13 protein-coding genes are annotated in these 14,363 nt (G+C 62.0%); 9 read left to right on the top strand and 4 right to left on the bottom strand.

The window, feature by feature from the left end; genetic code table 11:
* Positions 1–386: 386 nt before the first annotated feature.
* Both ABWP89_RS09665 and trxC read right to left on the bottom strand, forming a co-directional pair.
* Positions 387–1,418 (bottom strand): c-type cytochrome, encoded by a 1,032-nt coding sequence (locus ABWP89_RS09665; RefSeq protein ID WP_353228907.1) that lies wholly within the window; start codon positions 1,416–1,418, stop codon positions 387–389.
* Between the two features lie 77 nt (positions 1,419–1,495).
* Entirely contained in the window at positions 1,496–1,918 is a 423-nt protein-coding gene (gene trxC / locus ABWP89_RS09660; RefSeq protein WP_353228905.1) for a thioredoxin TrxC, read from the bottom strand.
* 488 nt (positions 1,919–2,406) lie between these two features.
* Between trxC and ABWP89_RS09655 the strand changes: the two genes are divergently transcribed.
* The 7 genes from ABWP89_RS09655 (at position 2,407) to ABWP89_RS09625 (ending at position 10,647) form a co-directional block, all read left to right on the top strand.
* The gene (locus ABWP89_RS09655; protein ID WP_353228904.1) at positions 2,407–3,363 is read left to right on the top strand and encodes a helix-turn-helix domain-containing protein; all 957 of its coding nucleotides are present in this window, start codon (positions 2,407–2,409) and stop codon (positions 3,361–3,363) included.
* Between the two features lie 125 nt (positions 3,364–3,488).
* A complete protein-coding gene (locus ABWP89_RS09650; protein ID WP_353228903.1) occupies positions 3,489–6,011 on the top strand; it encodes a TonB-dependent receptor in 2,523 nt (840 codons plus the stop codon).
* Positions 6,012–6,108: 97 nt separating this feature from the next.
* Positions 6,109–6,432, top strand: a complete 324-nt coding sequence (locus ABWP89_RS09645) for a c-type cytochrome (protein WP_353228901.1) — start codon at positions 6,109–6,111, stop codon at positions 6,430–6,432.
* Positions 6,429–8,051 carry an FAD-binding oxidoreductase gene (locus ABWP89_RS09640; protein WP_353228900.1) on the top strand — a complete coding sequence of 541 codons (1,623 nt, stop codon included), beginning with the start codon at positions 6,429–6,431 and terminating at the stop codon, positions 8,049–8,051. Before ABWP89_RS09645 ends, ABWP89_RS09640 begins: the two co-directional genes overlap by 4 nt.
* Complete coding sequence (locus ABWP89_RS09635) at positions 8,048–8,800, top strand: SDR family NAD(P)-dependent oxidoreductase (RefSeq protein ID WP_353228899.1); 753 nt, start codon at positions 8,048–8,050, stop codon at positions 8,798–8,800. Before ABWP89_RS09640 ends, ABWP89_RS09635 begins: the two co-directional genes overlap by 4 nt.
* Before the next feature lie 19 nt (positions 8,801–8,819).
* The gene (locus tag ABWP89_RS09630; protein ID WP_353228898.1) at positions 8,820–9,713 is read left to right on the top strand and encodes an MBL fold metallo-hydrolase; all 894 of its coding nucleotides are present in this window, start codon (positions 8,820–8,822) and stop codon (positions 9,711–9,713) included.
* Between the two features lie 70 nt (positions 9,714–9,783).
* Positions 9,784–10,647, top strand: a complete 864-nt coding sequence (locus tag ABWP89_RS09625) for an aldo/keto reductase family oxidoreductase (protein ID WP_353228897.1) — start codon at positions 9,784–9,786, stop codon at positions 10,645–10,647.
* Positions 10,648–10,837: 190 nt separating this feature from the next.
* On the opposite strand, the gene ABWP89_RS09620 is transcribed toward ABWP89_RS09625, so the two are convergent.
* Complete coding sequence (locus ABWP89_RS09620) at positions 10,838–11,230, bottom strand: DoxX family protein (protein WP_353228895.1); 393 nt, start codon at positions 11,228–11,230, stop codon at positions 10,838–10,840.
* 102 nt (positions 11,231–11,332) lie between these two features.
* Between ABWP89_RS09620 and ABWP89_RS09615 the strand changes: the two genes are divergently transcribed.
* Both ABWP89_RS09615 and ABWP89_RS09610 read left to right on the top strand, forming a co-directional pair.
* Complete coding sequence (locus ABWP89_RS09615) at positions 11,333–13,198, top strand: hypothetical protein (RefSeq protein ID WP_353228893.1); 1,866 nt, start codon at positions 11,333–11,335, stop codon at positions 13,196–13,198.
* 87 nt (positions 13,199–13,285) lie between these two features.
* Positions 13,286–13,663, top strand: coding sequence for a hypothetical protein (locus ABWP89_RS09610; protein ID WP_353228892.1), 378 nt, complete (start codon positions 13,286–13,288; stop codon positions 13,661–13,663).
* A gap of 161 nt (positions 13,664–13,824) precedes the next feature.
* Here ABWP89_RS09610 and ABWP89_RS09605 read toward each other — a convergent pair whose 3' ends face one another.
* Entirely contained in the window at positions 13,825–14,286 is a 462-nt protein-coding gene (locus ABWP89_RS09605; protein WP_353228891.1) for a glucosaminidase domain-containing protein, read from the bottom strand.
* Positions 14,287–14,363 lie beyond the last annotated feature (77 nt).

Here is a 14,363-nt window from a genome sequence, read left to right as displayed (position 1 = left end):
GAGAAGCTTCCTGACGCAATCCCGGCGGTGCAACCTAACGTCATCTGGCTCTAGGGTGCGTTTGCGGCGCGCATTTTGCAACGAATGGCACAATCTCGCCCGCGCAAGGTGCCTCATCAAAGGCCCTGCGGGTGACGGGATCCGTCTGTGGCAGAGCGGTCAACGCTGGCCGTCGATCCGGTGCGCTATAGAGGAGTTCCGGGGACAGGGGCGGTTCCGGGGAATCGCCATCGTCAGATCCTTCAGCATTGCCCGGCGGATCAGTCATCATGCCCATGGCGCGCCCGCGTTATGCCCCGACCATTCCAGTGCCATTTCCGCCAATTTGCAAGCGTATCACGCTATCGTGCGCCAGGTGTTGCGTTTCAGATTGAACGCAACACGGCTCAACGACGAGGCTTTGCAGGACCGCTCCCCGCGCTGCGCTGCGCCGCGATACCATCACGAATGGGCTGAAACGGGCCATACTTGTGCTGGCTTGCGCCAAAGCTGTCGGCATAGGGTCCATATGGCGTGTCCGCCGGCTTTTCGCTGCGGTTGGGAAAATCGCGGTCCAGATCAGCCATGTGCGGCCGGGGCCAGGATTCGATATAAGCGGCGATGTCCCATGAATCGGTGACCGAAATCGCCGGTGCAGCCCAGGTCGTGCCATCGGGCATGTTGTTGTGAATGAAATTGGCAGCGTTGGTCAGCCGCGCCATGCCGGCACCGTCGTTAAAACTGTCCGCGCTCCACAACGGCGGCACCACATAACCCGGTTTGCCACTGCCATCCCGCTGACCATCGCCATTTACGCCATGGCAGGCCGCGCATTGGCCGGCAAACAGCTGCCCCCCACGCGCAGGATCGGCCGCGCGCGCCAGTTCGGGCATTTGCCCCGGGCCCTGGCCCTCGGTTCGCGAACCGACCGGCCGCCCGATCGACAGAAATTTGAGATAGGCGACCATTGCGGTCATTTCCGCACTGTCCGGTGGCAAGGGCCTGCCGTTAAGGCTGCGCCTGACACAGCCGTTGATCCGTTCTTCGATCGTGCCGACCTGGCCCGAACGCGCGCGATAGTTGGGATAGGCGGCAAAGGCACCGACCAGTGGCAGGCCGAATTTGCGGGTTCCGCCATCGATATGGCAGCTCTGACAGGCAAGGTTGTTGCCGGCATAACGTGCGGCCGGATTGGCCGCCATCGGTCCGATCAGCTCTGCCGTCCTGACGATCAGATCGCGACCCTGCCGCACGGTGCGCCCCCATGCGTCATCGGGCAGGGTGTCAATATCGGGAACGGACCACGCCGCGGGCGACTGCATCGATGACGCCGGTGCCGCGGCGGCCGCATTGCGGATGCCGAACAGCGCGGTGGATGCCCACCCGGCCACCAGCACAGCCAGCCCAAGACCCAGATGAACACCCTTCAGGCCAGGCATGGTTCAGTCTTTTGCATGTCGAACCTCAGGGTCTGGCGCCGGACTGGCGTATTCTTCAACCCAATCGCAGCTGTGCGTCAAGCCCGCGCCCATTCGGCAATGCGCCGGGCATCCATCGCACCCGACAGGCGTTTCACTTCGCGGCCCCCGGCGAACAGCGCCAGCGTGGGGATTGACCGGATGGCATGCGCCCCGGCCAGCCCCTGCTGCTGCTCGGTATCCACTTTCAGCAGCCGCATATGCGGCTCCAGCATCCGGGCGGCCTGGTCGAAGGCCGGGGCCATGACCTTGCACGGGCCGCACCACGGTGCCCAGAAATCCACCAGCACCGGCAGACTGCCTTTGCCGGTATGGGCCGCAAAGCCGGCAGCATCGACCGGCACAGGGTGGCCGGTGAACAGCGGCTGGTGACACTTGCCGCAGTTCGGTGCCTCTGTCAGTCGCTCTGGCGGAACCCGGTTGCCGGCCAGGCAATGCGGGCAGACGACAATATCACTCATGGCATGCTCCGCTGGGTCACCAGAGCGTGATGCACGCCCTGAAATCAGGTCATTACGGGTGACTATACACCAACCCCTGCCCTTGCAGGCGGGCAATTTCGGCAACCCCGCCGGGCACGACCTCCTCTGGCTTGACCCCGCGATCAGGAACAGGGTCACGCCTGCGGCAAAGTTCACCACCCGGATTTCCACTTGTCCATCGGTCGCCGCGATGGGCGCGCAGATATGGTGCAAAATCCGTGCAAAACAGGCGTGGTTATCGGGCATTCCGCCGTTGTTCTGACAGCCACCCGCTGAAACACGTCTTAGGGCGCCGCGGTGGCAGCGCTGGACGGCAGCTCTGCCAGGCACGGCCCGGGCAGCGCGATCATCACCGCGATTGGCGGCACGGGCACTTTGTGTTTGCTGCTGGTATTTTGCCACAAATCGCATACTCTCAGCCCTGCAAGGTGCCTTATCAAGGGCCCTGCGGGTGAGGGGATCCGTCTGTGGCTCAGCGATCAACGATGGTCGTCGATCCGGTGCGCCAGGCCGCAACCGGATTGCACGCGTGGAACGCCATTGTGGGTGAGGCGTTTGCCGGCTGCACCGTCGATACGCCAGCGCCGGCATTCACCGCCGAACTGTGGCGCGACCAGATCAACGATCTGAAACTGGTGCGGATCCGCGCGCCGGCATCGAAAGTCAGCCGCTGGACCAGTGCCGCACCACGCGGCCCATCGGGATCGCTGCTGCTGCATCTGCAGGTGACCGGGCGCAGCATCAACACCCAGCGGGGCAAAGTCGCCACGATCGCAGCGGGCGAAGGGGCGCTGTGCGATCCCGATCGCGGCTATGCGGTGGATTTTCTGACGCGCTATGAAATGTTCGTGGTTGAATTGCCGCTGGCCGGGGTGGTGGCGCGTGATCCGGGGTTTGATCTCGACCGGCTGGCCGGGTGTGGCATGGACCCGCAGCGATCGCGCCTGTTGCAGGCGTTTCTGCGTGCCGCGTGGGACCAGCGCGCCTATCTGGCGACCGATGCCGATTGGCGCGATTGCGTCAGCCGCACTGCGCTCGACCTTGCCCTGCGCGCGGTCAGCCGCCCCGATCCGGACGCATTGGTTGGCGCATCGGCGGCGTTGCGGCGCGCGGTGATCGACCATATCCGCGCCCATCTGGCCGATGCGGGTTTGCGCACATCGTCGATCGCGCGCGCGCTGGGGGTCAGCCCGCGTTCGGTGCAGAGCGTGTTTGAACCGCTGGCGACCACCGCCAGCGGGTTTATCCTGCACAACCGGCTCGATCTGGCCGCCCGCCGGCTGATCGACGTGCCAGGCGGTCAATCGATCACCCAGCTGGCGTTCGACTGCGGATTTTCGGATTCCGCGTATTTTTCCAAATGTTTCAGCCGCCGCTATGGCGTGCCGCCGCGCCATTACCGCCGCCTGGGCACCACAAACTGACCAGGCCTGCCGAATAATACAAATTGTTTTCCGATATATCAAAGACCCTGCCCGGCAGGCCGTCCTATCGTAGCTGCCAATGCGCCAGCCACAGGCTGGCCAATAAACCTGTGGGAGTGGAAATTATGCGGAATCTTACCAGCGTCAGCCTGTTGGCAATCGTCATTGCCGGGTGTTCACCCGCACTGGCGGCAGCGCAAGCGGCCAACCAGAACGCCACCAGTGCCGACAATGCCGCGCCGGCCAAGGACGATGGCGGCATCGCGCAGATCGTGGTGACCGCGCAAAAGCGCGCGGAAAATATTCAGAACGTGCCGATTTCGATCACCGCGTTCACGTCGGCGTCGCTGGAAACCAAGGGCGTGACCGATGTCACCGCGATCGGCAATCTGGCGCCGAACGTGACGCTCGATGCGGGCACGCCGTTTTCGGGTTCATCGGCAGTGTTGTCGGCCTATATCCGCGGCATCGGCCAGAACGATTTTGCGTTCAACCTTGATCCCGGCGTGGGCGTCTATCTGGATGGCGTCTATCTGGCGCGGTCGGTCGGCGCGAACCAGGATCTGCTCGACATCGATCGCGTGGAAATCCTGAAAGGGCCGCAGGGCGATCTGTTTGGCCGCAACACCATCGGCGGCGCGATTTCGATCAGCACCAAAAAACCGGCCAAAGTGTTCGGCGCCAAGTTCGAGGTCACCGCCGGGCGCTATAACCGCATCGACACCAAGGGCGTGATCGACATTCCGATCGCCGACGGCCTGTATTCCTCGTTCAGCTTTGCCACCAAGAACAACGATGGCTATCAGAAACAGATCGCTTTCCCGGGGTTTGCGGCCGGTGTGGTCGGCGATAAATTCCCCTATTTCGGCATCGGCCACCCGACCAGCTTCGGTGGTGAAAGCCAGTACGCCATGCGCGGCAAACTGCTGTGGGAGGCCAGCCCGACGGTCACCGTCACACTGGCGGGTGACTATCTGCACCAGAACAACAATGGCGTGGCCAGTTCGCTGCTGAAAACCCACACCAACCCGGCAGATCCCAGCAACGTGTTCGGCCCGCTGTACGATGGCTGCATCGCCGGCGCGCTGCCGCCGTTTGCGATTGCCGGGATTTGCAACAATATCCTGAACGGTACCAGCCTGGGCGGCCTGGTCGCCACCAGCCCGACGCTGTTTTACAGCGATGCATTCATCGCGCCGAGCAAGGACACCAGCTACGCCACCGGCAACCAGTTTTCGCGGCTGCGCAACTATGGCGGTTCGTTGACCATCGACTGGTCGCTGGGCGATGCCGCGCTGAAATCGGTGACCGCCTATCGCAAGCTCAGCTGGCAATCGGCCGAGGACGAAGACGGTTCGCCGCTGCCGATCCTGCAAACCTCGTTCGATGAAAACCAGCACCAGTTCAGCGAAGAACTGCAACTGGCCGGCAAGGCGATGGACCGCCGGCTGAGCTATGTGCTGGGTCTGTATTATTTCAACGAAGGCGGCAACCTGCACGACCTCGTCACCTTCCCCGCCGGGCTGCTGCAGATCGACGGACAGAACTATCTGTCGACCACCAACTATGCCGGGTACGCCCACCTCAACTACAAGATCACCGATCAGTTCAGCATTACCCTGGGTGGCCGCTATACCCATGAAAACAAGACATTTATCGGCTTGCAGTCAGACCCCAACGGCATCTTTTACAAACTGAACGGCTACTACGCGCCGAACGAGGCCAGCCGGACCGCGCTGTGCACCACCGGCGCCGCGCCGGTATCGCTGCAGGGCATTCCCGGTGGGCTGTTCTGCTATCCCAACCCGGCCAACATCTATCAGGTCTATCCGGTGGCGCCGGCGGGCGGGTTCAAGCAGACGTTCAACAATTTCTCGCCCAAAATCGGGCTGGAATACCAGGCGAACCGCGATCTGCTGGCCTATGCCTCGTTTTCCAAGGGGTACAAGACCGGTGGGTGGACCACGCGTCTGACCACGCCGCAACCCGCCGGCACCAGCGCGCCGACATTTGGCCCGGAAAAGGCCACGACCTATGAAGCCGGGCTGAAATCGCAGTTCCTGGATCGCAAGGTGGTGTTCAACCTGGCCGGGTTCTATACCGACTACAAGGGCATCCAGCTGAATTTCCAGGTTGGCACATCGCCCACGCTGCAAAACGCCGGCAACGCGCATATCTATGGTTTTGAAGCGGAATTGCAGGCCCGCCCGATCCCGGCGCTGACCATCGGCGCCAACATCGGCTATACCCATGCGCGCTATTCGTCGCTGTCGCCGTTCGTGACCGGGGTGACGCTGAATTCGGCGCTGCCCAAGACGCCCGAATGGAAATTCACGCTCAGCCCCGAATACACCATCGATCTGGGCGGCCATGGCAGCGTGCTGCTGTCGGCGGATTACACCCACACCAGTTCGCTGTTCAACGATACCGAAAACACCCCGCTGCTGAAGCGGCCGGCGACCGACAACCTCAACGCCGCGATCACCTATCGCGCGCCCGAAGCGAAATGGTCGCTGTCGGTCGGCGGCACCAACCTGACCAACGACCGCTATCTGACCACCGGGCAGAACCAGGTCGCCGGCGGCGAAACCTATGGCACCTATAACCGCCCGGTCGAATGGTACGCGACCGCACGGGTCAAATTCTGATCGAACGTTGCACGGTGCGGGGTTTGCAAAGACCCCGCACCGGCGCTAGAAAGGACAGAATATTAACAATTGATACCAAAATCTGGAGACGGTGGCGATGAAGGCATTGGTGGTGGCAGCGGCGGGGTTGACCCTGATCGCGCCCGGTGCGCTGTGGGCCGCGCAAAAGCTGGGCGAAGTTCAGGCCCCGCGTGCGCCCCAGACGGTCTATGCGCAGACCTGCGGCTATTGCCATGGCCGCAATGTCGGGCCGATCATCCTGGGCCGCCATCTGCCTGCCGAATATATCCGCCAGATGGCGCGTAGCGGGCGCAACGGCATGCCCGCCTTTCGCCCGACCGAAGTGACCAATGCCGAACTCGATGGCCTGGCGCAGTGGATTTCGGCCAGCGCCGCACCGGCAAAGGAGTTGGGACATTGAGCGGGTTTGAAATCGATCGCCGGGCTTTGCTTGGCGCCGGGCTGGTCGGCGCCGCCGTTACCGGCATCGGCGGCACCCGCGCCAATCCCGCACCGCTGGCGCCGGGTGTCAGCAAGGCGAACTTTACCGCGGCGATGAACGCCATGCGCGCCGTAGTCGGCGCCGAATGGGCGTTCGCCGATCCCGACACGGTGATCCCCTATGCCAAGACCTATATCCCCGATCCACACCACCGCCATGTGCCGGTCGGCGCGGTGGCCCCGGCCACGGTCGAACAAGTGCAGGAAATCGTGCGCATCGCCAATGCGTTCAAACAGCCGATCTGGCCGATCTCGACCGGCAAGAACATGGGCTATGGCAGCGCCGCGCCGGCCACCCCCGGGCAGATCGTGCTCGATCTGAAACGCATGAACCGCATCCTGGAGGTTGATCCGGAACTGGGCACCGCGCTGGTCGAACCGGGCGTGACGTACCAGATGCTGAAGGATTATCTGGACGACAACAATATCCCGCTGTGGATCGATGTGCCCACCGTCGGGCCTGTCGCCGGCCCGGTCGGCAACACGCTCGATCGCGGTGTCGGCTATACGCCTTATGGGGAACATTTCATGTTCCAGTGCGGGATGGAGGTGGTGCTGCCCGATGGCCAGGTGATGCGCACCGGCATGGGCAGCATCAAGGGTTCGACCGCGTGGCAGGCGTTCAAATGGGGTTACGGGCCCTATGTCGATGGCCTGTTCACCCAATCGAATTTCGGCGTGGTGACCAAGATGGGCATGTGGCTGATGCCGCGCCCGCCGGTCTACAAACCGTTCATGATCCGCCACGCCGACATGGGCGATGTGGGCAAAATCGTCGATACCATGCGGCCGTTGCGGGTGTCATCGCTGATCGCCAATGGCAACCTGATGATGAGCGCGGCGTATCAGCTGGCCATGTTCAAACGGCGCAACGAAATCGTCGCCGATGGCCGGCCGCTGGATGACGATTCGGTCAAAAAGGCGGCCAAGGCCAATGGCCTGGGCATGTGGAACACCTATTTCGCGCTCTATGGCACCGAAGGCACGGTGGCGGCGGTCGAACCGATCATCCGCGCCGCCATCGGCGCCAGCGGGGGCGAAGTGCTGACTGCGGCCGAAATGGGCGACAACCCGTGGTTCCACCACCACCAGACGCTGATGGCGGGCGGGCTCAACCTCGATGAAATCGGCCTGTTGCGCTGGCGTGGCAATGGCGGCGGGCTGGCGTGGTTTGCGCCGGTGGCGGCGGCCAAGGGCAGCGAAACGACCGGCCAGACCAAACTGGCGCGCGAAATCCTGGACAAATACGGGTTCGACTATACCGCTGCCTATGTCATCGGCTGGCGCGACCTGCACCATATCATCGCGCTGCTGTTCGACAAATCCGACCCGGATCAGGAACAGCGTGCCGATGCCTGTTATCGCGAACTGGTCACCCGGTTTGGCGAAAAGGGCTGGGCCAGCTATCGCACCGGGGTCAATTCGATGGACCTGGTCGCGGCGCAATATGGCACGGTGAACCGCGAATTCAACGCGACGATCAAGCACGCGCTGGACCCCAACCATATCCTGGCCCCTGGCAAATCGGGGATTGCATGATGCGCTTTACCGGCAAGACGGTGCTGATCACCGGCGGGGCGACCGGCATTGGCCGCGCCACCGCGCAGGCGTTCGCGGCCGAAGGGGCCAGCGTGATGATCGGCGATGTCGATGATCGCGCCTTGGAAACCGTCGCGCTGATCGCGGCGTCCGGCGGGCATGCGGCGTTTCAACGCACCGATGTGCGCGATGCGGCACAACTCGACGCGCTGGTGGCGGCCTGTGTCGAACGGTTTGGCGGAATGCACATGGCGTTCAACAATGCCGGGGTGCTGCCGCCGCCGCTGCCGTTTCATCTGGTGCCGGCGCACGATCTGGACCACATCATCGATGTTGATCTGAAGGGGGTCTATTACGCGATGCAGGCGCAGATCCGCCATTTTCTGGCCCATGGCGGCGGTGCGATCGTCAACACCGCATCGGTCGCAGGCGTCGTCGCCGATCCACAGATGTCGGCCTATGTTGCCGCCAAGCATGGCGTGGTCGGCCTGACCAAGGCGGTGGCCATCGAATATGCGCAATCCGGCATCCGTGTGAACGCCATCGGCCCGGGCTTTGTCGCCACGCCGATGACCCAGGCCTGGCTCGATTCCGAAGAATTCAAGGCCGCGTTCTTTGCCCAGAACATCAGCGGACGCGCGGCTCAGCCCGAAGAAATCGCCGGCACCGTGCTGCACCTGTGTTCGGATGCCGCCAGTTTCATCAACGGCGCGCTGTTCATCATCGATGGCGGCCAGACCGCGCACTGACCATAGAGGGGGTTTGGCCATGACGATCAAGACGCTGGTGCTGAGCACCGCCGCATGCCTGACGGCGATGGCGCTGCCGGCCGTGGCGCTGGCAGCGCCGCTGAAATTTCAGGCCATCGCCACCAAAGAGGTCAGCATGCATGCCAACATGACGCTGATCACCGGCGAGCATGAGGCGATCCTGGTCGATGTGCCGTTTGCGCGGTCGGATGCCTATCGCGTGGTGGCCGACATTCTCGACAGCGGCAAAAAGCTGACCACGATCGTGGTGACGCATGACCATCCCGACCATTTCTTCGGGCTTGACGTGCTGGCCGATGCCTTTCCCGATGCCAGAATTGTTGCGGCGCCGGCGGTGGCCAGGGACATGGCCCGATCGGTGCCGATCAAGTTTGCACGGTGGAGCGGTATGCTGGGCACCAATGCCCCGCACCGGCCGATGGTGCCCGCGGCGATGACCGGCGATACGCTGACGATAGAGGGTCACACGCTGAGCGTGATCGGCCCGATGCAGGGCGATCACATCGATTCCACCGTGGTGTGGGACCCGGAAACGCGCACGCTGATCGCCGGGGACGTGGTGTACAACGGCATGTTCGTATGGCTGGGAGAACATACCCCGGCGCGCTATGACGCGTGGCTGGCGGTGCTCGACCGGCTGGATGCGCTGCACCCCGTGCGCGTGATCGCCGGCCATACCCGCCCCGGCCTGCCCGATGACAGTATGGCGATCGACTGGACGCGCGGCTATATCAAGGCGTTTGCCCGCAGCGCGAAAGTGGCAAAGACCCCGGCAGAATTGCAGGCGATGATGCGCGCGCAATATCCCGCCGCGATCGATGTCTACAATTGCTTTTTGCTGTGCGTGCCCAGCCAGGTCGCCACCGGCGCCATCCCGCCGTGGGATGAATGATCGCAGCTTGTGACCGGAATGGGGCTGCGATAGGGATTGCGCCTGCCTCTTGGATCGACAGGTACTGCCCATGACCACCACCATTGCCGCCGCCGGCACATTCCTGCTGGGCGATGCCCAAGTCAACCGGCTGGGCTATGGCGCGATGCAGCTGGCCGGCCCCGGGGCGTTTGGGCCACCGCGTGACCGGGCGACAGCAATCGCCGTGCTGCGGATGGCGGTGGAGGCCGGGGTCAACCATATCGACACCAGCGATTATTACGGCCCGCACGTCACCAACCAGGTCATTCACGAGGCGCTGCATCCCTATCGCGATGACCTGGTGATCGTCACCAAACTGGGCGCGCGGCGCGGAGATGATGCCGCGTGGCTGCCAGCGTGGTCGGCGCAGGATTTGCGCGACGGGGTGCATGACAATCTGCGCAACCTGGGCATCGATGTGATCGACGTGGTCAATTTCCGCGCGATGTTCGGCCATATTGCCCCGGCCGAAGGTTCTATCGAAGCGCCGATGACGGTGCTGGCGCAATTGCAGCAGCAGGGCCTGATCCGCCATATCGGCGTCAGCAATGTGACGCCCGCGCAAGTGGCCGAGGCGCGCGCCATCTGCCCGATCGTCTGCGTGCAGAACCTGTACAACCTGGTGCACCGCCACGATGATGCGATGATCGACCAGCTGGGTGCCGATGGCATCGCGTTTGTGCCGTTTTTCCCGCTCGGCGGGTTTTCCCCGCTGCAATCCGACCGGCTGAACGCGGTCGCTGCACGGCTGGGCGCGACCGCGATGCAGGTGGCACAGGCCTGGTTGCTGCACCGCGCGCCCAATGTGCTGCTGATCCCCGGCACATCATCGCTGGCGCATTTGCAGCAGAACCTGGCGGTAGCCGATCTGCAGCTCGATCACGTCGACCTCGCCGAACTCAACGCGATCTGACCCGTGATAAGGCCCGCCTTGCGCGGCCATGCGGAATCCGCGAAGTGCCGCGCAATGCACTGAAATAAAAGCCCTCCCCCTCAGGGGGAGGGTTGGGAGGGGGTGTCCGACGCTGCGATGGCGCGCGACAATTCGGGCGCCGGGCGCCCCTCCCCTGAGGGGAGTTGCTCACAGTGATTCACACCGAATTTTATCCCGCTCTGGGTTGCAGCGCCCCGCTGCACCACAGCGCGGCCCAGATCAGCACCGGTTGCATCAGCATGCGCGGGCCATGGTATGCCCAGCCCAGCCCGTGATCGGCGCGCGCCAGATCGATCAGCATGTGGTTCACATTGGCCGGCCACACGCACAGCGCATAGGCCGCCAGGCCCCACCCTGCCGCCTGCCGCAGCCGTGGGTACCATGGTTGCGCCAGCCCGATCGCGCCGGCCAGTTCGGCCACACCAGTCAGCGCGATCACCAGCGCAGCCTGGGGCACCCAGGATGGAGTGATGGCGATGAACGGTCGCGGCAACAGCAAATGCAGCACACCAGCGGCCAGATAAAGGCACACCAGCAAATAGCGGGTCAATCGTTGTGCCATTCGCCATCCATCCTTGCGCGGTCTGACGAACCCGTGGAGTTTTACGGCACAATTGTCACGTCACGATTGCGGCGGTTAATGCCATGCGGCATAGCGTGCCGCATGATCAGAACGACTGCGGTCATCATTGCGCGCCTGCTGCTGGTCTTGTTGGCGTGGACCCTGGTCCCATCTGCCGCGCAGGCCGCCAATTGCTATGTGGCGACCGCGCAGGGCACCACCGGGCCATCCGATTGGCAGACGTTCTGCTGGATCGATTTTTCCAGTTATAACAACACCACCGCCTCCACCGGTAGTGGCCAAAGCTTCAGCATTACGCTGCAGGATGGCACGGTGATGTCGTTTCTGCTGAAAACCAGCGGCTCGGCGCTGACCGGCATCGCCAGCCCGTCATGGACTGGCGCCGCGATCGGCAATACCGCGATGACCGGTATCGCCGGCGCGCCGGTGTTGTACCAGAACGCCGCCGGCACCACCACGGTGACCGTTTCGTCGATCACGCTGACCCCGCCATCGGGCGCAACCGGTGTGACCAATTACATGATGGTGCTGGCCGATGGCGAATCCTCCAACGGCGGGGAAAGCCTGACCTTCACCACCAACGGCGGGGTGTGGCAAACGCTGGACCAGGCCGGGCCGATCAGCGGCAGTATCTATCCCACATTGTCGGGCACCGGCACCACCACGGTTACCGAAACCGGCGTCGATGGCACGGTCGGCGCCTATGTGTTCGGATCGGCCAAACCGACGCAAGTCAGCACCACGCTGGTCGGCGGCGGGTTGCAGGGGTTCATGATGGCGGTGCGGTTCGCGTCCGTCCGGCTGACCATGGGGATCACCGGCGCGCGCGTAAACAGCGCCGACCAGTTTACTTATGCCGTGCAGGCCACGTCGAATTCCGCGGTGCTCGCCTCCGGCACGTCGAGCGGCACCGGGCTGGGGCCGTTTACCACCGCCGGGCTGTCCACCGCCGCATCGGTACCGCTGACGCTGGCCGAAACGATGGCAGCGGGCAGCAGCAGCACGCTGGCGGATTATCGCACCAGCCTGACCTGTACCAACACCACGTCCGGATCACCCACCACATTGCCATCCGGCGTGGTCACCACCAGCTATTCGCTGGGCAACCTGGCCTATGGCGATGCGCTGCTGTGCACGTTTACCGCCATCCCGTTTCCGCACCTGACGCTGAAAAAGGCGCTGGGCACGAATGGCCGCCGCTTTACCGGCGATCAGTTCACCATGACCATCGCGCAGGGCGGTACCACGGTCGCCACCACCACCACCACCGGCACCGGCACCACGGTCAACACCGGCACCACCGCGCAAACGCTGGTCAGCGCGGGCAGCGCCTATACCTTCAGCGAAACCCCGTCGGGCACCACCCAGGCCAACCAGTACACAACGACCATGGCCTGCACCAATGGCTATACCGGATCGACCACCACGCTGCCGACAACCCCCGGCGGCAGCGTGACCCCGGCGCTGGGCGATGTGATATCGTGCACCATCACCAACACCCGCCTGAACGCCAACGCGCTGCTGACCATCAGCAAGAGCGCGGCGTTGGTGTCAGACCCGGTCAATGGCACCAGCAATCCCAAATCGATCCCCGGCGCGATCGTCGCCTATACGCTGACCGTATCCAACAGCGGGCCGAGTGCGGTGGACAACAACAGCGTGCTGATCATCGACACGCTGCCCACGCAACTGTCGGTCGGTACCGCCGCATCGCCCAGCTTTGCGCAAGGGTCACCCACCAGCAACCTGACCTTCAGCACCACCAACGACATCGCCTTTTCCAAGGCGGCCACCGCACCGACCACCTTTGCCGGGTGCAATTACACCCCGGTGGCGACTTATGACCCGCTGGTGCGGTTCATCTGCCTGAACCCCAAGGGCACCATGGCCGGATCAACCGGCACACCCCCCAATTTTTCGATTACCATCCAGGCCAAGCTGAATTGAAATCAATTTGGCAATTCGTGTCCAATCTCGAACTGGTTTCAGCCACTTGATCTTGCGCCTTTTTCTGAAAAATGAGAACTAATAGGCATGAAAAATCTGCCTTTCATTATGATCGCTCTCGTCGCGCTACCGAATATTGGACTAGCTCGTCCAGTCAATAATCAAGGAGTTTTTGATCGCGGGGTCAAGAGTATATGCCAAAGCCGTCATATCAAATGGATTAGTGACGGTGATTTTGATGATATTATCGGCGATTACCAAGAAAGCATTTCACCAAAAATTCGAAATAAGATAAAACGTCTAGCAAATTACAAGCGTTATTGTTCATCGGAACAATTTGGTTTGGAATGTGAATGGGACACCTATCTTTCTGCATTTCGTAATACAAACCATTTGGCCGACTTTACGGCGTGGGTGTGTCACCATGTCAAATGCAGGGAGCCGGGAGATTGCAAAATTCAATAATAAAAATAAAATCTATTTAATGAATTGCATGCGCCTTTTCGTGGATATAATTGTTTTCGCTGTCGACGCGACAAAATTATCGTTTCCACCTGTTTTTTTGACCAGAATTGAACCGCGCGTAGACGAGCGCTTGTGAAAACGCAATTGGATATTTGATCCCTCTAACAGTATTGCCGTATTAGGTCAACAAAACAGCGGCCAGAATCGAGATAAGACGCAAATGCCGCCATCGGGCCATCTCCTCTTGAAACAATCGATCCCTGTTGAAAGGGGACGTGCTTGCCAGCGTGCTGCGAAAAATAGTTATTTCCTTGAACCGCAAACCGACCTTGGCCCCATTTACTTTCTATTCCAGACAGTCCGAGTATCATTTCAGTTGGGACGTTCAAGCTGGCCGCGATAGTGGCTGCATCCTTATGGTGGGTCTCAATAAAATCCATCGCGTGGGAGTGTTCGCGCGGTAGATCTTTTTTCGTTGCATTTGCTGATGAAGGCGAAACGCTCGCTGCGGCAGGCCCCGACGTAAATTCGCCATTCCGCGCGTCGTGCCAAGGATTACCAAGTTTGTTGGCCGACTTCAAAGAACCAAGGATAGTTTGCCCAGGATTATATTCGTTGTTCATAAGTCCTCGCAGGTTTGATCAAGGGGACGTAAGGCAGAATAATCAAGTTTGGATCGCGCATGGTTGAGTGGAGCCGC

This window comes from Novosphingobium sp. (assembly GCF_040398825.1).
Lineage (GTDB): Bacteria > Pseudomonadota > Alphaproteobacteria > Sphingomonadales > Sphingomonadaceae > Novosphingobium.
The sequence above is the reverse complement of the archived record's forward strand: the minus strand, read 5'-3'. Positions and strand labels throughout refer to the sequence as shown.